This window comes from Pseudoxanthomonas sp. LARHCG66 (assembly GCF_052871755.1).
Window position 1 is genome coordinate 1062885 of record NZ_JBIXJW010000001.1, and the last position, 20827, is coordinate 1083711.

At 68.0% G+C, this 20827-nt stretch carries 21 protein-coding genes and 1 tRNA gene; 5 read left to right on the plus strand and 17 right to left on the minus strand.

The annotated features are described in order from the left end of the window. Positions 1–18: 18 nt before the first annotated feature. The 4 genes from ACIPRS_RS05105 to ACIPRS_RS05120 all read right to left on the minus strand — a co-directional run bounded on the left by ACIPRS_RS05105 (position 19) and on the right by ACIPRS_RS05120 (position 3698). On the minus strand, positions 19–468 hold the full coding sequence (locus ACIPRS_RS05105) for a hypothetical protein (RefSeq protein WP_225590789.1): 450 nt from the start codon (positions 466–468) through the stop codon (positions 19–21). A gap of 316 nt (positions 469–784) precedes the next feature. Next, complete coding sequence (rimK, locus tag ACIPRS_RS05110; protein ID WP_192200258.1) at positions 785–1660, minus strand: 30S ribosomal protein S6--L-glutamate ligase; 876 nt, start codon at positions 1658–1660, stop codon at positions 785–787. An 85-nt stretch (positions 1661–1745) separates the two neighbouring features. Beyond that, positions 1746–1819: transfer RNA gene (locus ACIPRS_RS05115), tRNA-Gly, on the minus strand. A 79-nt stretch (positions 1820–1898) separates the two neighbouring features. After that, a complete protein-coding gene (locus ACIPRS_RS05120) occupies positions 1899–3698 on the minus strand; it encodes an autotransporter domain-containing protein (protein ID WP_446538009.1) in 1800 nt (599 codons plus the stop codon). Positions 3699–3870: 172 nt separating this feature from the next. On the opposite strand from ACIPRS_RS05120, the gene thiS reads away from it, so the two are divergent. Genes thiS through ACIPRS_RS05145 form a run of 5 tightly spaced genes read left to right on the plus strand, consistent with a single transcriptional unit; the run spans position 3871 to position 7947 of the window. Beyond that, positions 3871–4071, plus strand: a complete 201-nt coding sequence (gene thiS / locus ACIPRS_RS05125) for a sulfur carrier protein ThiS (RefSeq protein ID WP_446537739.1) — start codon at positions 3871–3873, stop codon at positions 4069–4071. Positions 4072–4131: 60 nt separating this feature from the next. After that, positions 4132–4926 (plus strand): thiazole synthase, encoded by a 795-nt coding sequence (locus ACIPRS_RS05130; RefSeq protein ID WP_192200256.1) that lies wholly within the window; start codon positions 4132–4134, stop codon positions 4924–4926. Positions 4927–4930: 4 nt separating this feature from the next. After that, positions 4931–5665 carry a tRNA (guanosine(46)-N7)-methyltransferase TrmB gene (trmB, locus tag ACIPRS_RS05135; protein WP_446537740.1) on the plus strand — a complete coding sequence of 245 codons (735 nt, stop codon included), beginning with the start codon at positions 4931–4933 and terminating at the stop codon, positions 5663–5665. 33 nt (positions 5666–5698) lie between these two features. Further along, positions 5699–7567 carry an SLC13 family permease gene (locus ACIPRS_RS05140; protein WP_446537741.1) on the plus strand — a complete coding sequence of 623 codons (1869 nt, stop codon included), beginning with the start codon at positions 5699–5701 and terminating at the stop codon, positions 7565–7567. Then, positions 7564–7947, plus strand: a complete 384-nt coding sequence (locus ACIPRS_RS05145; RefSeq protein ID WP_337730568.1) for an ACT domain-containing protein — start codon at positions 7564–7566, stop codon at positions 7945–7947. The genes ACIPRS_RS05140 and ACIPRS_RS05145 overlap by 4 nt, the downstream gene beginning before the upstream one ends. A 15-nt stretch (positions 7948–7962) precedes the next feature. Here the strand turns inward: ACIPRS_RS05145 and ACIPRS_RS05150 are convergent, their stop codons facing one another. The 13 genes from ACIPRS_RS05150 to ACIPRS_RS05210 all read right to left on the minus strand — a co-directional run bounded on the left by ACIPRS_RS05150 (position 7963) and on the right by ACIPRS_RS05210 (position 20514). Further along, positions 7963–8820 carry a glycosyltransferase family 2 protein gene (locus tag ACIPRS_RS05150; RefSeq protein ID WP_446537742.1) on the minus strand — a complete coding sequence of 286 codons (858 nt, stop codon included), beginning with the start codon at positions 8818–8820 and terminating at the stop codon, positions 7963–7965. Then, positions 8804–9652, minus strand: a complete 849-nt coding sequence (locus ACIPRS_RS05155) for a glycosyltransferase family 2 protein (RefSeq protein ID WP_446537743.1) — start codon at positions 9650–9652, stop codon at positions 8804–8806. Before ACIPRS_RS05155 ends, ACIPRS_RS05150 begins: the two co-directional genes overlap by 17 nt. Then, positions 9649–11856: a type II secretion system secretin GspD gene (gene gspD / locus ACIPRS_RS05160; RefSeq protein WP_446537744.1), complete on the minus strand. Its 2208-nt coding sequence runs from the start codon at positions 11854–11856 to the stop codon at positions 9649–9651. The genes ACIPRS_RS05155 and gspD overlap by 4 nt, the downstream gene beginning before the upstream one ends. Positions 11857–11865: 9 nt before the next feature. Then, positions 11866–12717, minus strand: coding sequence for a type II secretion system protein XpsN (locus tag ACIPRS_RS05165; protein ID WP_446537745.1), 852 nt, complete (start codon positions 12715–12717; stop codon positions 11866–11868). Then, positions 12707–13327 (minus strand): type II secretion system protein GspM, encoded by a 621-nt coding sequence (gene gspM / locus ACIPRS_RS05170; RefSeq protein ID WP_446537746.1) that lies wholly within the window; start codon positions 13325–13327, stop codon positions 12707–12709. Before gspM ends, ACIPRS_RS05165 begins: the two co-directional genes overlap by 11 nt. Continuing rightward, positions 13308–14450, minus strand: a complete 1143-nt coding sequence (locus tag ACIPRS_RS05175; protein ID WP_446537747.1) for a PilN domain-containing protein — start codon at positions 14448–14450, stop codon at positions 13308–13310. Before ACIPRS_RS05175 ends, gspM begins: the two co-directional genes overlap by 20 nt. Continuing rightward, positions 14447–15298, minus strand: a complete 852-nt coding sequence (locus tag ACIPRS_RS05180; RefSeq protein ID WP_446537748.1) for a general secretion pathway protein GspK — start codon at positions 15296–15298, stop codon at positions 14447–14449. The genes ACIPRS_RS05175 and ACIPRS_RS05180 overlap by 4 nt, the downstream gene beginning before the upstream one ends. Beyond that, complete coding sequence (locus ACIPRS_RS05185; RefSeq protein ID WP_446537749.1) at positions 15295–15963, minus strand: prepilin-type N-terminal cleavage/methylation domain-containing protein; 669 nt, start codon at positions 15961–15963, stop codon at positions 15295–15297. Before ACIPRS_RS05185 ends, ACIPRS_RS05180 begins: the two co-directional genes overlap by 4 nt. Beyond that, positions 15960–16391, minus strand: a complete 432-nt coding sequence (gene xpsI / locus ACIPRS_RS05190) for a type II secretion system protein XpsI (RefSeq protein ID WP_446537750.1) — start codon at positions 16389–16391, stop codon at positions 15960–15962. Before xpsI ends, ACIPRS_RS05185 begins: the two co-directional genes overlap by 4 nt. Further along, positions 16388–16834, minus strand: coding sequence for a type II secretion system protein XpsH (gene xpsH, locus ACIPRS_RS05195; protein ID WP_446537751.1), 447 nt, complete (start codon positions 16832–16834; stop codon positions 16388–16390). Before xpsH ends, xpsI begins: the two co-directional genes overlap by 4 nt. Positions 16835–16915: 81 nt before the next feature. Continuing rightward, positions 16916–17341 (minus strand): type II secretion system major pseudopilin GspG, encoded by a 426-nt coding sequence (gene gspG, locus ACIPRS_RS05200; protein ID WP_225590914.1) that lies wholly within the window; start codon positions 17339–17341, stop codon positions 16916–16918. Between the two features lie 31 nt (positions 17342–17372). After that, positions 17373–18587: a type II secretion system protein XpsF gene (xpsF, locus tag ACIPRS_RS05205; protein ID WP_337730578.1), complete on the minus strand. Its 1215-nt coding sequence runs from the start codon at positions 18585–18587 to the stop codon at positions 17373–17375. Positions 18588–18714: 127 nt separating this feature from the next. After that, the gene (locus ACIPRS_RS05210; protein WP_446537752.1) at positions 18715–20514 is read right to left on the minus strand and encodes a S8 family peptidase; all 1800 of its coding nucleotides are present in this window, start codon (positions 20512–20514) and stop codon (positions 18715–18717) included. Positions 20515–20827 lie beyond the last annotated feature (313 nt).

Consider the following 20827-nt stretch of genomic DNA (forward strand, 5'->3'; position numbering starts at 1 on the left):
CGCGGCAACGCGTTTCCCTCAACTGCCCTTGTTGTAGGTACCCGAGGGGTTGCGGCGCATCACTTCCTGCGCGTCCTGGGCATCGCGACGACGTTCCGCAACAGTCTTGCACTGGGTCGTCGTCCGCAGCGACCCGATCTGCGCCTCGCGGCGGCAGACAAGACGGCTGTCGGCGGCGGCCTGGGACAGGATCTGGTTGATTTCGTTCTGCTCGTTGACCAGCTGGGTTTTCTGCTCGGGGTTCAAGGACCCGCCACTCTCGTTGATGATCGCGGCAAACCGGGCAAGGGATTCCTTGACCTTGGCACGGTCGGCGGTCGCGATCTCGACATAGGTTTCGCCGTCGTCCAATTGCTTCTGGATCAGCTCGACCTGTTCGGGCAGCGGCTTGTCGAGATCCAGCGCTTGCGGTTTGGTGGACTTGTCGCGGGGAGCGCCGTGGGCGGTCGCTGCCAACAGCAGCAGCATCAATGCCATGAAGGGAGGGCGACGCATGCTGCTTCCTTACGTGATGGGGATTACCGAATTTAGCCAACGGGACCCACGCCAGCAAGTATCGGAAGGGCTGGCTGAGAAAAACAAAGGCCCAAGCGGGCTTCCACCCGCTTGGGCCAAACTAATGCCCCGATTACCGTAAACCTGTGCTTTCCAGATGCAAACACCGGGAGGAACGCAGAGCTGCGGTCCGGACAAGGCTACGCGGGTTTCGATTAAACCACCGTTAAAGAGCGCGTTAATTTCACGTGAAAACAGGATGTTGGGGGCTGCAAAGCGCCCCGTCACCCTATTCAGCGCGTGCGGCGAGGTGCTCCACGATCCGCCCCGCGACGTCCACGCCACACACCGCCTCGATGCCTTCCAGTCCCGGGGTCGAGTTGACCTCCAGGACCAGGGGGCCACGCTTCGCGCGGATCAGGTCCACGCCCGCCACGCCAAGACCCAGCACTCGCGCCGCCCGTATGGCGACGGCGCATTCCTCTTCCGTGGCCACCGCGTGCTGGGCCGTGCCGCCCCGATGCAGGTTGGACCGGAAGTCACCCTCCGGGGCCTGGCGGCGCATCGACGCCACCACCTCGTCACCGACCACGAAGCAGCGCAGGTCGGCCCCCTCGGCCTCCGCGATGAATTCCTGTACCACGAAGCTGGCATATAGGCCGCGCAGGGCCTCGACGACGCTGCGGGACGCGGATGGCTTCTCCGTCAGCATCACGCCGGCCCCCTGGGCGCCTTCGTTCAACTTGATGACGTGCGGAGGGGGACCCAGCATCGAAAGCAGGTCGTGGGTATCGTCCGGGTTGTCGCCGAAGACGGTCACCGGCAGATCGATCCCCTGCGCCGCCAGCAACTGGTGCGTGCGCAGCTTGTCGCGTGCACGCAGGATGGCATCCGACGGGTTGGGACTGTACGTCCCCATGAGCTCGAACTGCCGCAGCACGGCCGTGCCGTAGCGCGTGATGGAGGCGCCGATGCGCGGGATGACCGCATCGTAGTCCGCCAGCGACCTGCCCTTGTAGTGCAGTTGGAAGCCGGTGGACGCGATACGCATGTAGCAGCGCAGCGGGTCCAGCACCCGCGCCGTGTGGCCACGCTGGCGCGCGGCCTCGACGAGACGTCGTGTGGAATACAGCTTGCCGTTGCGCGACAGGATGGCGAGCTTCATGGGTGGGCAATCACGGGGGCCGGGCACAGCATGCCACGCACGGGATACCGGGCGATGACAGGACGCGGGAAAGGGAATGCGGAGATGGAGCGGGTGATGGGAATCGAACCCACGCTAGCAGCTTGGGAAGCTGCAGTTCTACCATTGAACTACACCCGCACGATGCGGCGAGTCTATGCCGCAGGACGCGGCAAGGCAATGCGGCGCCGTCATCCGGCGCCGCATCGCGGGTCGTGCATCAGAAGTTGCCGCTCAAGGTCATGAACGCCGTGGTGTTGGTCCCGCCGCCCTGGTTGACCGTCGTGTTCACGCCCAGGTTGGCGTCGAAGCCGAACAGCCGCGTGCGCGCACCCAACAGCAACGTCCCGTAGCTGTCATCGGTGTCCAGGCCAGGTACCGCATAGGGCGCGGTGCCCGGCAACGACAGGGCCTGCGCGAAGACTTCTTCCGCCGGGTCCTCGAATTCCCTGTCCACCGTCAGCCGGGCATAGGGCGCCAGGTGATCGTTGATCGCGTAGCTGACCTGCCAGCCCGCGCTGCCGATCAATGAATCGAAATCCTGGTCCGGATACGCCAGCGCCGTCGAATTGACGTTGCTTTCGGTGTAGCCGTCCATCTCGATGGTCTGGGACACGACACTCACCACGGGACCATGGCGGAACGCACCCTCGCCGAATTCGTAGCCGGCGCTTGCACCCACCGTCAGGTTGGTGCCGTCCGGTGAGCCGCTGTGCCGGCGGGTCACGCCACCCAGCTGCACTTCGCGATCCACGTCGTACGAGATCCAGCTGTAGCTGACCTGCGCGTTGGCCCACAGGTGGTCGCCGTACCAGCCGGCAAAACCGCCCAGCGTGGCATCGGATTCGTCGAAGCTGCCGCGGCGCAGGCCGAAGTCGTACTTCGCGCGACCGTAACCGGCGAAGGCGCCGTAGACCCAGGAGCCCTTCGACCAGTCGACGCCGAAGGTTCCCATCGGGCCCGCGCCGTCGTACAGGTCGCCATCACCGTAGCGCAGGAAGTCGCCCCGCACGTCACCCCACCAGCGCATGCCGTCGCCGTCCGGCTTGCCGGCCACGTGTGACGCCACGCGGTCTGCGCGCGCGCGCCCATGCACGGAAGCGGTGTACGGCAGCAGCGCGATCTGGCGCGGGCCTTCCAGCATCGCCACCGCGTATTGCGACAGGATGCCGTGGGCCTTCGACGACGGATGCACGCCATCGGCGAAGGCATACACGTCCGGCGCGTTCGGGGTGGCGTAGTTGAGCGGGCTGCAGGTGACCGAGGATGCGGTGATCTGCGGATTGCAGGCGGTCCCGGTGACATTGCCGAAGCCGTATTCCGCCGGACTGGCGACGATCTCGCGCAGCAGCGTGAAGGTATCCAGCGGGATCACCCGCAGGCCGGCCGTGTTGATGGCCCCGAACAGCGCATTGTTGTAGGTCGTGGCCAGCTGCGTGCCGGCGGCCGCGCTCGCAGGTCCCTGCGCGCGGAACGACGGCGTGACGCCCAGGTCGGGTACGGTCGGCACCAGGATGTAGCGCGCACCCGCATTCTGCAGCGTCCCGATGATGCCGACCTGCGCCGTGACCGCGCCGCCGATGGTGGTAGTCGGGTTGGCGCCGGCGACCACGGCGAACAGGTCGTTCGCCCCGCCCCAGACGGTGTACAGCGCGTTCGGATCGGCGCGGCCGCCGTTGGCGGACAGGTAGCTGGTCAGCTGCGCGGTCATCGACGGAATCGGACCGAGCGCACCTGCGGTGTTGGTGCCGACGCGCGCACCGCCGACGGCGTAGTTGGTGCCGCCCTGGTTGGCGCTGCCAGCGGCCGTGCCGTAGTACTCGGCCAGGTACTCGGACCACACCAGGCCCGGATTGGTGGTGAAGCGGCCGAGCAAGGCGCCGTTCGGCCCCACCGCCTGGACCAGCGCCGGGCGGAAGTGGCCGGAATCGGTGAGGCTGTCACCGAAGAAGATGGTCTGGGAATACGGGCTGTCGCCTGCCAGGGCAGGGGCGGCCGCCACCGCCAGCGCAACGGCCAGCAGCGAGCGGACGGGCGAAAAGGAACGCTTCATGGAATCTCCGGGGCAAGGGATGGTCGACTGCGCGCCGGCTCTGCCGTACGGCTGCGCATGGCGCGCATCGTTCCACCAAGCCCGCCGGCGCACACGCTGCAATGCGGCAAGCGCCCTGGCCATCGGCGACAATGGCGGCATGGACATCCACTTGAACGGGCAGCCGCTGGCGCTGCCGGACCACAGTACCGTCGCCACCCTCCTCCACCTGCAAGGCCTGGCCGAGCGCCGGGTGGCGATCGAGGTCAATGGCGAGATCATCCCGCGCGGACAGCACGCACAGTGCGTGCTGCAGGCGGATGACCGTGTCGAGATCGTGCACGCACTGGGCGGCGGCTGAAACTGCGGATCGATCCGGGTCGGCGGGACGCACCGGCATGACATGGGCGATAATCGCCGCATGTCCAACACCGCCCCCCATGACCCGCTGGTGATCGCGGGCAAGACCTATCGTTCCCGCCTGCTCACCGGCACCGGCAAGTTCAAGGATTTCGAGGAAACCCGCCTGGCCACCGAGGCCGCGGGCGCCGAAATCGTCACTGTCGCCATCCGCCGCACCAACCTGGGCCAGTCGCCCAACGAGCCCAACCTGCTCGACGTGCTGCCGCCGGACCGCTACACCATCCTGCCCAATACCGCCGGCTGCTATACGGCCGACGATGCCGTACGCACCTGCCGGCTGGCGCGCGAACTGCTCGACGGCCACACGCTGGTGAAACTGGAAGTGCTGGGCGACCAGAAGACCCTCTACCCGGATGTCGTGCAGACCCTGGCCGCGGCTGAAAAGCTGGTGGCCGACGGCTTCGACGTGATGGTCTACACCAGCGACGACCCGATCCTGGCCCGTCGCCTGGAGGAGATCGGCTGCGTCGCGGTGATGCCCCTGGCCGCCCCCATCGGCTCCGGCCTGGGCGTGCAGAACAAGTACAACCTGCTGGAAATCATCGAGAACGCCAAGGTGCCCGTGCTGGTCGATGCCGGGGTCGGTACCGCCTCCGACGCCGCTATCGCGATGGAACTCGGCTGCGACGGCGTGCTGATGAATACCGCCATCGCCGGTGCGAAGTACCCGGTGCTGATGGCCAGCGCCATGAAGAAGGCCGTGGAAGCAGGACGCGAAGCCTTCCTGGCCGGACGCATTCCGCGCAAGCGCAACGCTTCGGCCTCCAGCCCGATCGACGGCCTGATCGGCTGAACCGATGACGGACCCGTTCTCCAGTTCCGGCGCCAAGGCCCCGCCCAAGCCCTTCACGATCAGCGAAGGCCGACGCGAAATCCGCAGCTTCGTGCTGCGGCAGGGCCGCTTCACCGACGCCCAGCAGCGCGCATTCGACACGCAATGGCCGCGCTTCGGGCTGGACTACACGGGCGCGCCACGCGACTACGACGCTGTGTTCGGCCGCACCGCACCGCGCGTGCTCGAGATCGGCTTCGGCAACGGCGAAGCATTGCGCTTCGCGGCGGCCCTCGACAAGGACCGCGACTACCTCGGCCTGGAAGTGCATGCGCCCGGCGTGGGCCGCCTGTTGAATGCACTGGCCGAAGACGGCAGCGACCACGTCCGTGTCTACCACCACGATGCGGTGGAAGTGCTGCAGCACGAGGTGGCCGACGGCTCTCTCGACGAAGTCCGCATCTACTTCCCCGACCCGTGGCACAAGAAGCGCCACAACAAGCGCCGGCTGGTGCAGCCCGAGTTCGCCGCACTGGTCGCGCGCAAGCTGCGCGTCGGTGGCCGCCTGCACTGCGCCACCGACTGGGAAGCCTACGCCGAGCACATGTGGGACGTGCTGGACGCGACGCCGGGACTGGCCAACCGCGCCGGCCCGCGCGGCAGCGTGCCGCGCCCCGACTGGCGGCCGCAGACGCATTTCGAGACCCGCGGCCAGAAGCTCGGCCACGGGGTGTGGGATCTTCTGTACGACCGCGAGTAATACCGCAGCACGCACCAGGAAACCGACCGCGACATGGAAAACGCGCTGACGCTGACCAACGACATGAAGCTCGTCCTCGGGCTGGTCGGCTTCACGATGGCGATGTTCCTGTTCGAACGCATCCGCGCGGATCTGGTCGCCCTGGTCGTGCTGGTGGTCCTGGGCATCACCGGGCTGATCGCGCCGGAGGAGATCTTCGGCGGCTTCTCGGGCAACGCGGTGATGAGCATCATCGCCACCATGATCCTCGGTGCGGGACTGGACCGCACGGGTGCGCTCAACCGCCTCGCCTCCTGGCTGCTGCGGCGTGGACATGGCATCGAGCAGCGGCTGCTGCTGATGACCACCGCCATCGCCAGCCTCAACTCCTCCTTCATGCAGAACCCATCGGTGATGGCGCTGTTCATGCCGGTCGCCTCGCGGCTGTCGTCGCGCACCGGACTGTCGTTGCAGCGCCTGTTGCTGCCCATTGCCGCCGCCATCGTCATGGGCGGCGCGTTCACCATGGTCGGCAACTCGCCGCTGATCCTGCTCAACGACCTGCTGGTCTCCGCCAACAACAACCTGCCCTCCGGCATGGCCACGCTGGAGCCACTGCGCATGTTCGCGCCATTGCCGATCGGACTGGCGCTGGTCGCGGCGTCGCTGCTGTACTTCCGCTTCCATGGCGACCGGAAGTTGAAGGAGGAAACCCCTGACGCTGACGGTGCCGTCACCCCGGCACGCACCGAGAGCTACTTCGCCAATACCTACGGCATCGAAGGCGACGTGTTCGAACTGGTGGTCACCGCGGAAAGCCCGCTGGTGGGCATGTCGCTGGGCGAGGCCGAAGCGCTGCACGATGCGCCGTTGATGCTCGCCCTGCAGACGGGCAACGATACGCGGCTCGCACCGCCGGCCGACATGCGGATCTGGGTGGGCAGCGTGCTGGGCGTGATGGGCACGCGGCAGGAGGTGGGCGATTTCGCCCAGAACCAGTTCCTGCGCATGTCCTCGCGCCTGCGCCACTTCGGCGACCTGTTCAACCCGAGCCGCGCCGGCATCTCCGAGGCCGTGGTGCCGCCGACATCCAGGTTCATCGGCAAGACCGCGCGCGAGCTGCGCCTGCGCAAGCAGAACGGCATCAGCCTGCTGGCGATCAACCGCGACAAGAAGGTCATCCGCGACAACGTGCGCGAAGAGAAGCTGCGCGCCGGCGACATGCTGGTGTTCCACAGCATCTGGCAGGACCTGGGACTGGCCGCCGAGAGCCGCGACTTCGTGGTGGTGACGGACTATCCGAAGGGCGAACAGCGTCCGCACAAGTTCAAGATCGCGATGACCATCTTCGCCATCACCATCATCATCGCGTTGACGTCCAAGCTGCCGGTCGCGCTGACCCTGATGACCGGCGTGGCCGGCATGCTGCTGACCGGCGTCCTGCGCATGGACGAAGCCTACGGCGCGATCAACTGGAAGACCGTGTTCCTGATGGCCGGCCTGATCCCGCTGGGCTGGGCGATGGACAGCAGCGGCGCTGCCGCCTGGGTGGCCGGGCACACGGTCGAACGACTGCCCGAGGGCATCCCCGTGTGGGCGCTGGAGATCGCCATCGCGCTGCTGACCACCGCCTTCTCGCTGGTCATCAGCCATGTCGGGGCCACCATCGTGATGGTGCCGATGGCGATCAACCTGGCGTTAGCGGCGGGTGGAAATCCCACCGCGTTCGCGCTGATCGTGGCGCTGTCGGCGTCCAACAACCTGATGACGGCCTCGAATCCGGTGATTTCGATGATCGTCGGTCCGGCCAACTACACCTCGCGCCAGCTGTGGCGCGTCGGCGGCCCCCTGTCGCTGATCTACACCATGGTCGTCGTGCTCGCGGTCAACGCCCTGTTCTGGTGGAACGGACGCGCAGGATGACGTCGCTGGCGCTGTCCCTGCTTCCCGGTCGCTACGCGGTCGCGCAACTGCCTGCGGATTCCGCGCTACCGGCGTGGTGGCCTAGCACCGGCATGCGACACGCCGGCTGGACCGATGACGAACTGTCGCTGGTCTGCGAAGAAGCGCATGTCCCTGGGAACGTGCGCTGCCAGCGTGGCTGGCGCATGTTCAAGCTGCAGGGGCCCTTCGATTTCGCCCTGACCGGCATCCTGAAGGCAGTGCTGGATCCGCTGGCGGCAGCGGGCATCGGGATCTTCGCACTGTCGACTTACGACACGGATTACGTGCTGGTGCAGGCACCTCGACTGGACGAGGCCCTGTCGGCATTGCGCGACGCCGGTCACCGCATCGACGCTTGAAAGACCGCCGCTACGTCACCGGCGCCGCAGCAGGATGCGCGCGGCCACCGCGCCGAAGTGCAACCAGATCGCACCAAACACGCCCGCCCGGGTAGCCATTCCGCATCGTGCGGCTTCGAACTTGCGGAAGTAGCGCCACAGGCCGCGGTGCTTGTGCCATTCCACGAACACCGGCCGCGCACGGCTCGATACGCCACGGATATGCAGCACGCGGATGTCGTTGGCGACGGCGACCCTCGCACCCGCCGCGCGTGCGCGACGGCAGAGGTCCATGTCCTCGGCATGCAGGCGATAGCCTTCGTCGAACCCGTCGATCCTGTCGAACAGCGCGCGCGGCATCAGCATCAACGCGCCCGACACGATGTCCACCGGCTGCAGCACTTGCCCGTCATCGACCGGCACCGCCAGCCTGGACGCCGCGCCCGGCGAACGCAGCATCGCGGCGAACAGAGGATCGCGACGACGCGCTGCCGCATCGCGCACGCCGCCCTCGTCCACCAGGTCAACGCCCAGCAACACCTCGCCCGCCGCATGGCGGGCGTGCGCGCGCAACCGCGACAGCGTGTCGGCCTCCACCATCAAATCGGGATTCACGAACGCCAACCAGGGCGCATGCGTATCGCGTGCACCCTGGTTGCAGCCGACCGCGAAGCCGGGATTGTCGGGATTGGCGATGAAGCGCAAGCGCGCATCCTGCAGCGCGTGGCGCTGCACGATCTCCATCGTGTCGTCGGTGGAGGCATTGTCCACCACGCGGATCTCGTCCACGCCATGCGCCGTGCGCAGCCGCATCAGGCAGTCGTCGATGCTGGTGGCGCTCTCATGCGTCACCACCACCACGGCGATGCCGGCCGCCTCAACCGAAGAGGTCACGCTGGCGCTCCGGTGATCCCGCTTCGGCGTACAGCGCACCCAACCGTTCGCGCGGTTCGTGCAGCGGATCCTCCATCAGGAACGTTGCCAGCCGCGGCGTGAAGGCGGGCCAGCGTGCGTTCAATGCGTCCATGTCGCCATCGGCAGGACCGCCCTCGCCTCCGCGCGCCACGAAGGCGGTCTCGCACAGGGTGTTGCGCCACCCCAGCCCGGCCAGGCGCAGCGACAGGTCGACCAGCGCGGCGTACCACGAGCCGTAGCTCGCGGCATCCAGGCCACCGACGCGCTTGCGGGCGCTGCCACGCAACGCCACCGCGTGCGCGACAGCCGCCGGAAGCTCCGGATGCAGCGGTGCCATCGCCGCGCAGGCATGCGCCGTGCGTTCGAAATCCGTGGGGGGCGGGCTCACTTCGCCGAGCCGTGGCCAGGCAGCGGCTTCGCCCGCGTTGCACCAGGGCGTGGCGGTGGCGATGGCGGCATCGCGGGCGAAACAGGCGGCCAGTTGCTGCAGCCAACCCGGCAAGGGCTGCGCATCCGGTGCCAGCACCACCACGTCGGCATCGCCGCAGGCCGCGAGCATCTGGTCCACATGCGCGACTTCGCCCAGCATGCGCGGCCGTCGCGTGTAATCGGCCTGCAGGCGCGTACGCGTCAGCCAGCGCTCGATGATGGCCAGGCCGCGAGGACCGGCCTGCGCGTCGTCGGCCAGCCACAGGCGCGTCCCGGCCGGTGTCCCGGCTTCCAGTGCACCCAGGCAGGCGTCGAGTGCATCGTCATCGGTGCCGATGGGCAACAGGACGATGGGCAGGGACGATGCGGCGGATGGCGTCACTTGTCGCGCGGCGTGTTCAGGGGTTCCAGCGCGCGGAAGCGCTTGCCGTACTCGTCGGTCAGGTCGTTCGCTTCCTGCGGGTTGCTGACGATGGTCGGCGTCAGCAGCACGATCACTTCGCTGCGCTCGGTGCCGGTGGTCTTCCTGCCGAACAGGCCACCGATGATCGGCAGGCGGCTCAGGCCCGGAATGCCGGACGATCCCTGGGTCGCCGTGTCGCTGATCAGGCCGGCCAGCATCACCGTGTTGCCGGCCTGCACGGCACCCTCGGTCTTGAAGCGGCGCGTGTTGATGCGCACGTTGCCGTTGGCGTCCGGCTCGCTGCCGGGCGAGCTGACTTCCTGCACGATATCGAGGAACACCATGCCGTCCCGGGTCACGCGCGGGCGCACCTTGAGGATCACGCCCGTATCCAGGTACTGCACCTGGCTGTAGGTGTTGTCGGTGCCCAGTCCCGGATTGACGGTGACGGACGATATCGGGATGCGGCTGCCCACATTGAGCGTGGCTTCGGCGTTGTTGCGCACGAAGATGGAGGGCGTCTGCAGCAGGCGCACGTCGGACACTTCGTCCAGCGCGGTGATGACGGCCGCCGCGTCGTTCTTGACCAGCGTCCACACGGCCCCCGCGCCGCCTACGCCCCCGATGCTGCCGGCGAGCGTGCTCCACTTGCTGGGCCCACCCGCACCGGGCGCAGCGAAGGGACCGAGGCCGTTGTCGGTCATCGCGCGTTCCAGGTACCAGTTCACGCCGTAGCTCAGGTCGCCGGTCAGCGACACTTCCGCGATCTGCGCTTCGATGTGGACCTGCAACGGCATCACGTCGAGCTTCTCGACCACCTCGCGGATCGATTGCCAGGCGCTGGCGCTGGCACGCACCAGCAGGGTGTTGGTCTCTTCCACGGCGGCCACGCCCACGCGACTGCCGTCGACATCCAGCGTCACCGCGCCATTGCCGCTGTCACGCTGGTTGAGCGAGAGCGACCCGCCACCCAGTCCGCCACCGCCGGAACCGCTGCTGCCCGAGCCACCGAAATCGACCGAGCCGCCGGTACCGCCCATGCCGCCGTCGTTGATCTGCACGGGATCGGTGCCCGGCATCAGCGACACATTGCCTGGCCCGCCGGTGGAACGGTCATCGCCTCCGGAACCGCCACCCGACGCGCCGAACACTTCCGCCAGCCGCTGCGCGAGTTCGCGCGCCTTGACGTACTTCAGCTCGTACGAAAACAACCGGCTGCCTTCGCCCGCACCGTCGATGCGCTCCAGCCACTGCTGGATCTGGTCGAGATAGGCCGGCTGCGGGGTGATCACCAGCACCGCATTCGCGCCTTCCAGCGGCATGAAGCGGAACATGCCGGCGCTGGGCGTCTTGCTGTCGTTGCCGAACACCTTCTCCAGGTCGGCGACCACGCGCGTGGCGCGGCCGGACTGGAGCGGGAACACGCCCACCGACATGCCCGACAGCCAGTCCACGTCGAAGATCTCGACGGTGCGGAGATAGTTCTCCAGTTCCGAGCGGGTGCCGGCGAGCGTGATGACGTTGCGGGTGGCATCGGTGTTGACGATGGCGTTGGGCCGCGCGTAGGGCTCCAGCACCTTCTTCATCTCGCTGGCGGAGATGAAACGCAGCGGCACCACGCGCACCTCGAAACCACGGGCATTGGCGGGGCTGCCGGTACCGGGCGCCACGCTGCCGGCCAGGGCCTGGTCGGCGGGCACGATGTTGTAGCGGCCACCGCTGTAGACCAGCCGGGCGTTGTTCCAGCCCAGCACCATTTCCAGCAGGTTCAACGCCTCGGCGGGCGACACCGGCTTGGGTGTGCCCAGCGTGACCGTGCCCTGCACGCCCGGGGCGATCACGTAGTTCTGCCCCAGCATGTCGCCGAGGATCGCCTTGACCACGGCGTGCACGGATTCGCCTTCGAAATTGAAGGTGGCCGATCCGCTGCTTGCGCTGCCCAGCGACGGCATCGGGGCGGCCGCTGCGCTGCGGTTGATCATCTGGCCGCTGCCACGACGGATCTGCGCCTGCGGACCACCGACCGGCGCCTCGGCTTCCGCCAAGGGTGCGGTCTGCGCGCTGCCGGGCACGACCTCGCCCGGCGGGGTGGTCGCGGAGCGGCGCACATCCGGCACCGGCGCGCTGGCGCAGCCGGCCAGCAGGCCGAGGCAAAGGGAAAACAGGATCACACGTGGCGTCATGCCGGCACTCTACTGTGTCTTGCCGGGCGTTGCCGGCGGCGTGGTGGGTTGCGCCTGCTGCTGGCGCAGCTGCGCACGGCGCTGCTCGATGCGCTGGCGGATGGCTTCCATCTGCTGGTCGGTGGTCGTGGCCGGTGCGGCCGTCGCGTCGTTGGCGCGTGGCGGCGAGGGTGCAGGCACTGGCGCCGGCCCCTGCGCAGCCGGCGACGGCACGGTCGGCATGACGGCGGGGGCATTGTTGCCACCGGTCGTGCGGCTGCCCGGCATGGGCGCGGGCATGGGCATGGGCACACCGGCCGGCGGGACGGCCGTCAGTGGGGGTCCGCCTGGCGCCCCGCCCACGAAGGGGGTGGGCGGCTGGCCGCCGGCGCCGTCGAAGACACGCAGTTCCAGCTCGCGCCGACCTTCGGGGCCATCGAACACGGCCCGGCGCGGTGCCAGTTCGCTCAATCGCCAGCCCGGGAAGCCTGCAGGGGATTCGCCCACCTTCACCCGCAAGCCCTCGCCCCCCTGCGCAGGCTGGACGATGGCCAACTCCAGCGATGGCGTGATCAGCACGCTGCTCAGCACCAGGTCGAAGGCCGGTGCAGCGGCTTCCTCGCCGGACAGGAAGAACGGCTTGGGCCGGCGGTCCTCCGAGAACAGCGGCCGTTCGCCGACCTCCGCGTAGCGGGTCAACGCACCCAGGCGTTCCGGCGGACCGGGAGGCAGGCGTGGCAACGCCTGGACGAGCGCGGGATCGGCGGGCAACGGCGTGATGTGGCCACCCAGCCCGAACAACGCCAGCAGCGCGACCAGCACCGCCCATCCCGCCGTGACGGCGAGGATCCAGGTGCGCGCGGTCCAGGCCTCAAGGCGCACGGGGCGGCTCCTGCACGGCGGCGGGCGTGGGCTTGAGATAACCGTACAGGTCGAAGTTCACGTCCAGCCCGCCTGCACCGCTTTCGCTGGCCTGGAACGCATACCGCTGCGCGAGGATGTTGAGATTCTCGACGAACAACCGCGGGCTGCCGGACTCGATCTGGTGCAGCACCGACGCCAGTTCGGGCGCACCGCAGCGTAGGCGCACCTGCACCACCACGCGCGGATAGACCTCGCGGCCGGCGATCGCCAGCGGCGACTGGTTGGCGATGGCGCAACTGCGGTTGCCGGGACTGGCCTGCCTGACGACGGTTTCCAGTCGCTGCACCAGACCGGCGGTGGCGAGTTCCACCGTCGCCTCGGGCAGGAACCCCGGACGCTGCGCCTGCTGCGCGAGCGCGGCAGCCAGTTCGCGCTGCACCTGCGGCGCCTGCTCGAGCTGGGTGCGGATGCGCAGTTCGCGGTCGCGCAGTTCCGCCACGCGCACGTTCACTTCCTGCATCGGCACCGTCCACCACGGATGCACCAGCACCAGATAGCCGAGCAGCAGCGCCACCAGCAACAATGCCAGGGCCAGCCAGCGATCACGTTCAGTCACGGCCAGCGGCATCGGCGCCTCCCTGCGTACCCGCGGTGGCGGGTTCCTGCTTGCCCAGCAACTCGGCGGTGAGGGTGAAGCGATCCATGCGCGTGCGCGGGTCGGGCTGCAGCGCCCCGCTCAAGGCGGGATTGCGCCACAGCGGCGATTCCTGCAGCCGTGCGACCAGCCCCGATGCCTCCGGACTGAAGCCGATCAGCGTCAGTCGATCGCCCTCGATGGCCAGTTTCTCGAGATAGGTATTGTCCGGCAGGCGCCGGGTCACGTCGTCCATCACTTCCAGCGCGGTGGGACGTCGTGCGCTGGTCTGGTTCAACGTGGCCGTACCGGCGACGAGATCGACCAGCTGCTGGCGGCGCGATGCCACCTGGCGCGCCTCGTCGGCGCGGCTGTCCACCTGCGTGGCAAAGGCCTCCGCCGCCGCACGCCGGTTGTCGAGTACCGCCCAGGCACCGAACACCAGGGCGATCAGCGCGACTGCCGCCAGCGCCAGGTGCACACCGCGCTGCGGTGCCTGGCGGGCCACGCGCGCCTCCTCGGGCAACAGGTTCACGCCCAGCGGCCCGCCGTCGGCATCTTCAACATCGGCGCCCGCCAGCTCGCCCGCCAACGTTCCCAGCCGGGCCAGGCCGCCGGTGAATGCGGATTTCGGCACCGCCACCAGTTCGACATCGAGTTGACCGTCGTCGCGGACGCTCAGCACGCGCGCATCGAAACAGGCCTCGTTCGCGGTGAACGGCGTCTGCCGGTCGAGTTCGAACCGCAGCACGTCGCGCAGGCGATCCGCCGCCGCCGCCGGCAACAGCACGCGGCGACGCAGCACCATGCCCGCCGGCACCAACCACCAGCGCGGAAGATTCGCAAGGCGGCTGCCGAGCAGCATGCGCAGTTCGTCGGGCGTGGTCGTGGCAGGCAGGCGCGCCAGCACGTGGCGCTGCGTACCCTCCACCCAGGCCATCTCGAGTTCGTCGTCCTGCTGCCGGAAGAACAGCCGGTCGCGGGTCAGGCCAAGCAGCACGCGCCAGCGCGCCGGCAACCAGGTCGCCAGTGCCTGTCCCCACCACGCCAGGAAACTGCGTGGCCCGGGCCCCAGACGTGCCCGGAACTGCTGCAAGGTGTCGCGCACGCCGCTCATTGTGGTGCCGCTCCCTCCTCCCAGCGCAACAAGGTATAGGCCGAACCCGGTACCGGGCTGGCTCCCGCGCGCACCACTGTCCATAACGACGCCTCGCGGCCATCGGCCAGCCGCGCACGGCTCTCGATACTATACGTGCCGCTGCCGGTACCGACGAGTTCGTTGCTGCCCGTGACACCGGTCGCGTTGCGCTGCGCCAGCCATGCCGTCGCGTCCATCCCCATCGCCGCCAGTACCGGCCCCTGCGCATAGGTGGCATCGGGTTGCCCACGTCCCGAATACAGGGTGAGGAAGGGCGCCAGCTGCGCGTACAGCGCCGGCGTCATCCCCAGGACCTGTTCGACTTCCGCGATGGTTTCGAACGACGCGTCCTTGGCACCATAGTCGCGCCCCGCCGCTGCATAGTCGCCATCCTCCGCGCCCCCGACGGGCTGGCTCAGGTTGTCGGCATCGCGCCAGTCCACGATCGCGGCGGCGATCAGGTCGCTCGCGTCGGACGGTTGCCCGAGCGCCTGCATCAGGCGCGACAGCAGGGACACATCCGCCTGGTTGAGGTCCACCTTGCCGGTCTCGTCGATGATGCGTACCTGCACGTCATGGCCATCGAACGTCCAGGTGTACGCACGGCCATTGGGTTGCCAGTGCGTTTCCGGATTGCGGTCCGCCACGCGCACCAGCGCGTATTCCATGCCGGAGCGCGCGATCTCCTGCGCCACCGCGCCGCGGCTCCCCACCCGTCCCTGCAACGCCTCCATCCTTGCGGTCAACGCGAACGCCCCGACCAGCGCGGTGAGCAGTGCCACCAGCCACAGCACGATCAACAGGGCCGCTCCACGTTGCCGTCTCATGGCAGCACCGGATTCGCGCCACCGGGAAGCAGTCCGCCACCCGCACCACCTTCGCTGCGCGCCAGCGTGACCACCAGGTCGGGCCAGCGCCCTCCACGCACCGCATCCATTTCGATCTTCACCTGCAGGGGCAGCATCTCCGATGTTTCCCAGCGGTCCTGCCACGGGCCAAGCCGGTTGTCCGCATCCAGCCCGCGGTAGCGGAAACGCACCGCACGCAGGCCGTCGGCCAGGCGCTCGGCGCGCAGTCCACGCGCCCACAGGTCCACATCTTCCAGCGAGGCATCCGGTTGCGCGACGGCGAACGCGACCTGCAGGCGCCCTTCTCCGTCGAACGCCACGTCGTGCAGATAGGGCCCGCCGTATCCCAGGTAGTCCGGCAGATCGGCCACGAAGCGCATGCGCTGCGGCGTGCCGATGAAACGCGCCTCGCGGAGGGTGCCGCGATCGGTCGCGAACACGATGGGTTGCGCCGATGCCAGCCGTGCGCGCAGGTAACCATGCACGGCACGCATGCGTTCGCTGGCCTGCGCCATGTCCTCGCCGCGCGTGACGACCGCAGTGGACGAACGCAGGGTGGCGAATGCCAGTGCCAGGCCGGCGGCCAGCAATACCAGCGCCACCAGCACCTCGATCAGGGTGAAGCCGCGCTGCGGTGATCTCATGGCAGCGTCGCCTGGTTGATGTCGCGCGGTGCCAGCCGCAACGTCCGCCACTGCAGGGATTGGTCGCGCGCATCGCCCCAGCTCACCACCAGGCGCACATCCAGCAGTTGCGGTGCGCCGGCGTCGCGTTGCGCCCGCGCGGCCAATGGGTCGGCGAACGACGACACGTCCAGGTGCCAGCGGTAGCGGTCGCCATCGAAGCTGCCTTCCTGCCGACCGGGCTGCAGGACTTCGCCGGTACCCAGCTGGGCAAGCAGCGACTGCGCATGCAGCGTGGCGCGACTGCTGTCGGCCGATGTCCGCACCTGCCGGCTCGCGCCCGAGAGCGCGCCGAGCAGCAACGTCAACGCCAGCGCCAGCAGCGCGAACGCGACGATGACTTCGAGCAGGGTGAAGCCGCGTTGCTGCCGTCGCGCGCCAATGCTCATCGCGCAGCGACCGCATCGCGCACCAGGCGCACTTCACCGGTCAGCCATGCCACGTCGGCACTCCACGCCGCCTGTCCAGCCGCGAGGGTCACGCGTCCGCCGGTCGAGCCACCGTCGGGAAAGAAGAGGATCGCACCTTCGCCCGCGCGTTCCTGCGCCTGCCGTGTGCCCGTGAAGCGCACCGACAACGAAGTATCGATGTCGCCATGGCGATCACCGGCGGCCTCCCATCGATGCGCGCGCGGATCCACGAGAAAACGCTGCGGCTGCCCCGTGGCGATGGCGCGTGCACGCGTGTAGCGCAGTTGCGCGGCGATCTCCTTGGATTCAGACCGCAGGCGCATACCCTCCATGCCTCCGGTGAACATCATCGCCGCCAGCAAGGCAGCGGCCGCCATCAAGGTCATGACGAGCAACGTTTCCAGCAGGGTGAAACCACCCATCCGCGTCCTGGAGCCCACGGGCCTGGAGGCGGTCACCGGTGAAGTGGCGCTGCGGAATGCCACGATCGCAGGCGCAGGTGCTTATTCGTTCTTGATGTCCGCATTGACGCTGTCGCCGCCCGCCTTGCCATCGGCGCCGAGGCTGATCAGGTCGAAGCGCTGCGCTTCGCCGGGAATGCGGTATTCGATGGGATTCTTCCACGGATCCTGCAGTTCGCTTTCCTTCGCGTACGGTCCCAGCCAGCCGGCCGCGTTGCCCGGCTGCGTCACCAGGTCCGAGAGCTGCGTGGGGTAATGGCCGGTATCCAGCTGATAGGTCTCGACCTTGCCGGACAGCGTCTGCAGCTGCGATTGCGCCAGCTTCACCTTGCCGCTGTCGGCGCCGCCCATCACGCGGCTGCCCACCAGCACCAGGATGCCGCCGATCAGCACCAGCACGATGATGATTTCCAGCAGGCTGAAGCCCTGCTGCGACCTGGGGGAATGGAACGCGTTCATGGGGCGCATGCGGGACATGGTGGCGGACTCTCCAGTGTTCTCAATTGATGGCGCCGGTCAGATCGTACAGCGGGACCAGCACGGCGACGATGACGATGCCCACCACGCCCGCCAGGACCAGCGTGATGGCAGGCACCAGGGCGGCCAGCATACGGTCCAGCACCTGAGCGGTTTCCTGCTCGAAGGTTTCGGCCGTCTTCAGCAGCATGCTGTCCAGGGCACCGGACTCCTCGCCCACCTGGATCATCTGCAGGGCCAGCCGCGGAAAGCGCTTGCCCTTGGCCAGCGACGCGGACAGGCCGTGGCCGTTCTTCACATCCTCGGCGGCGGCATCGACATCGGCCGCCAAAGCCCGATTGCCCAGTACGTTGCGGGCGATGCCCAACGCGGTCAGCAGGGGCACCCCGTTCTTCAGCAGCGTGCCCAGCGTACGCGCCAGGCGCGCGGTTTCCAGCCGGGCCAGCAGCGGCCCCGCCAGCGGCCTGTCCAGCAACCACGCATCCAGCCGGCCACGGAAGACGGGATCGCGGCGGCGACGGTCGAACCAGAGCACCGCCAGCAGCGGCAGCGCGACCAGCACGAACCAGAAATCGCGCACGAAGCTGCCCACCCACAGCACGCCGCGCGTGAACCACGGCAGCGCGACATCCAGGCTTTCGTACATCACCGCGAACTGCGGGACCACGTAGCCCAGCAGGAACAACAGCGCCAGGCCGACCACCACCAGCAGGATGGCCGGATACACCAGCGCATTGACCACGCGCCCCTTCAGCGCGCGGCTGCGCTCCAGGTAATCGCCCAGCCGCTGCAGCGTGTCGTGCAGGCTGCCACCCGCTTCTCCCGCGCGCACCATGTTGATGTACAGGCGGGAGAAGAGACCGTGCTGACGGTCCAGCGCGGTGGAGAGCGGCGCACCGCCACGCACGGCATCGCGGATGTCGCTGATGACCCGCCGCGCCTTCTCGTCCTCAGGCAGGTCCAGCAGGATGCCCAGCGCGCGGTCCAGCGGCTGGCCTGCGCCCAGCAGCGTCGCCAGTTGCTGGGTGAACTGCACCAGCCGGCCACCTGCGAATGCATTCGGCCGCCACAACTGGCCCCAGCTGCGCCCACCTCCTGCAACGGCCAGCGCGGCCTCGACCGGCAGGTGGCCCTGCTCCTGCAGGCGCGCCACCACTTCGGCGTCGCTGGCGGCCTCCATCTGGCCTTCCAGCATCTCGCCGTGTGCATCAAGTGCCTTGTAGCGGAAAAGCGGCATGCGGGACGTTGGCCGGGGAATGCGCAAAGTTACCGCATTCCGCCGGGCAACGTCATGCAGGGATACGCGACTGCGACATGAAACGGCCCCGGCATGCCGGGGCCGTCGCATCGCACCCGCACTTGCCTCACGGCGCGGTGAAGCTTCCCCTCAGGCTGACGTTGGCGAACTTCGTCTTGCCCACCAGCGACACGTAGTACGTGCCCGCCTGCGGCGCGGCGATGTTGACCACTTCGTTGTTGCCGGGACGCGCCGACCGCAGGTCGTAGTTCGTCGCCGTGGCCGCACTGCCGAACTTCACGTAGACATCGGCATTGCCGCTGCCGCCAAAGCTGATGAACGACAGACTGGTGGCGCCGGCCGGCACGACGAGGGCGTACTGGATGACGGCGTCCTTCGCGCCCGTGTTGCCGCCGACGGCCACGTTGTTGGTCAGCAAGGTCGCTGTCGGGGGTTGCCCACCGTCGATGACGGCCTGTACCGCCGCGGCCGCATTGATGATGCCCGCACCGATCGGCCGGTTGGCGGGCGGTGCGACCGGGAAAGGACGCGCCGTCGACTTCAAGGTGGCCAGGATCTGCGCAGGCGTCAGCGGTGTTTCGGCGACGCTCTGCATCAACGCGACGACCGCCGCCACGTGCGGCGCCGACATCGACGTGCCGCCCATGCCGAAATACGTCTCGGTGGTGGGCACGGTGGTGCCCGCGTTGCCCGTGGACCAGACGTAGCCGCCCGGATTGCCGTCCACGCTGCCACCGCCACCCGGCGCGGAGATGTCGATGCGCGTGCCGTAGTTGGAATACGAGGCGATGCCGCCGGTGATGCGCGTCGCGGCCACGGTGATCACGCCGGCGCAGTTGCCGGGCGAATATCCGCTCACGTTGCCGGCATCGTTGCCGGCTGCCACGACGACCGTGCTGCCGTTCGCGATGGCCTGGTTGAAGGCATTCTGTTCGACGGTGCTGCAGGCACCGGATCCACCCAGGCTCAGGTTGATCACTTCCGCGGGATTCGCGTTGGCGGGCACGCCGGCGACGGTGCCGCCGGAGGCCCAGATCACCGCATCGGAAATGTCCGAGGTGTAACCGCCGCAGCGACCCAGCACGCGTGCGGGCACCACCTTCGCATTGAATGCACCGCCCGCCATGCCCTTGGCGTTGTTGGTCACTTCGGCCACCGTGCCCGCCACGTGGGTGCCGTGCCAGCTGCTGTCCTGCACGGGCGACCCGGCATAGCATTCGCCCGCCACCGGATTCCAGTCGCCCTCGTCGAGCGGATTCGCATCGCGCGCATCGCCGTCGCGGGACACGAAGGTGTCGCTGATGAAATCGTAGCCGGGCAGGATGTTCGCATCGAGATCGCTGTGGGGCGTGATGCCCGTGTCCAGCACGGCCACCACCACGCCTGCGCCCGTCGCGTTGTCCCATGCAGCCGGCAGGTTGATGCCGCCGACGGGATCCTTGAAGTGCCACTGATACTGGTTGTAGTAGGTATCGTTCGGCACGAGGCGTGCGTAGCGGCGCGCATCGACTTCGACGAAGTCCACCTCCGGATCCATCGCCAGCTGCCGCAGCAGGCTCTCCGCCTCCACGCGATCCAGCTTGCGCGACGTCTTCACCAGTTCCGCGCCGATCCCCAGGCGACGGAGTTTCGAAGCGCTCACCGCCTTCCCGTTCGCGGATCCCAGGGCCGCCCGGGATACCGCACCGAGCAACGAACGTTGCAGCGTGGTGGCGTTGGTACGCGCGACGCTGCCGTCCCGGTACTTCACGATGAACCGATCATAGGTTTCGCCGTCGCGCAGACCGGCAGTGCTGACATCGCCCGCCGATGCCGATGTGGCGAACGCTCCGAACGCGATGATTGCGGTGAGCGACGCCACCAAGGGGCGACGACGCGAATTGCGGAAAGAGGAATGTGGATTCACTTGACCTGCTCCATGTCTGCAAGGAAGAACGAACTGGGTAACGCGTTTACGACGTGCCTACTCAACGACTTGCGATTTCCATTTCAAGCGGATCGTCCAGGTACCCCTGTTTACCTGCCACGACACTCTTCACGCAGGGAACACGCCGCGTACACATGGCATTAACGCCTTGTTTTCAGCTGTTTCCCCGCGTTGCGTCGAACGTAGCAAATCTCTCGCAAATTGCACAACGCGCATGTAGTGTTCTGACACACGGAGCTGTTTTGCATCATCTCGGATCAGGGGATGGGGAATGCGGGAAGCCTTTACCGAT

What these genes read in the sequence shown, in the direction of transcription:
- ACIPRS_RS05175 (WP_446537747.1), bottom strand. Translation starts at nt 14,450, where the DNA reads ATGAGCGGCGTGCGCGACACCTTGCAGCAGTTCCGGGCACGTCTGGGG.
- rimK (WP_192200258.1), bottom strand. Translation starts at nt 1,660, where the DNA reads ATGAAGCTCGCCATCCTGTCGCGCAACGGCAAGCTGTATTCCACACGA.
- xpsF (WP_337730578.1), bottom strand. Translation starts at nt 18,587, where the DNA reads ATGCCGCTTTTCCGCTACAAGGCACTTGATGCACACGGCGAGATGCTG.
- ACIPRS_RS05105 (WP_225590789.1), bottom strand. Translation starts at nt 468, where the DNA reads ATGCTGCTGCTGTTGGCAGCGACCGCCCACGGCGCTCCCCGCGACAAG.
- xpsH (WP_446537751.1), bottom strand. Translation starts at nt 16,834, where the DNA reads ATGGGTGGTTTCACCCTGCTGGAAACGTTGCTCGTCATGACCTTGATG.
- xpsI (WP_446537750.1), bottom strand. Translation starts at nt 16,391, where the DNA reads ATGAGCATTGGCGCGCGACGGCAGCAACGCGGCTTCACCCTGCTCGAA.
- ACIPRS_RS05185 (WP_446537749.1), bottom strand. Translation starts at nt 15,963, where the DNA reads ATGAGATCACCGCAGCGCGGCTTCACCCTGATCGAGGTGCTGGTGGCG.
- ACIPRS_RS05130 (WP_192200256.1), top strand. Translation starts at nt 4,132, where the DNA reads ATGTCCAACACCGCCCCCCATGACCCGCTGGTGATCGCGGGCAAGACC.
- gspD (WP_446537744.1), bottom strand. Translation starts at nt 11,856, where the DNA reads ATGACGCCACGTGTGATCCTGTTTTCCCTTTGCCTCGGCCTGCTGGCC.
- trmB (WP_446537740.1), top strand. Translation starts at nt 4,931, where the DNA reads ATGACGGACCCGTTCTCCAGTTCCGGCGCCAAGGCCCCGCCCAAGCCC.
- ACIPRS_RS05145 (WP_337730568.1), top strand. Translation starts at nt 7,564, where the DNA reads ATGACGTCGCTGGCGCTGTCCCTGCTTCCCGGTCGCTACGCGGTCGCG.
- ACIPRS_RS05180 (WP_446537748.1), bottom strand. Translation starts at nt 15,298, where the DNA reads ATGAGACGGCAACGTGGAGCGGCCCTGTTGATCGTGCTGTGGCTGGTG.
- gspG (WP_225590914.1), bottom strand. Translation starts at nt 17,341, where the DNA reads ATGCGCCCCATGAACGCGTTCCATTCCCCCAGGTCGCAGCAGGGCTTC.
- gspM (WP_446537746.1), bottom strand. Translation starts at nt 13,327, where the DNA reads ATGCCGCTGGCCGTGACTGAACGTGATCGCTGGCTGGCCCTGGCATTG.
- ACIPRS_RS05140 (WP_446537741.1), top strand. Translation starts at nt 5,699, where the DNA reads ATGGAAAACGCGCTGACGCTGACCAACGACATGAAGCTCGTCCTCGGG.
- thiS (WP_446537739.1), top strand. Translation starts at nt 3,871, where the DNA reads ATGGACATCCACTTGAACGGGCAGCCGCTGGCGCTGCCGGACCACAGT.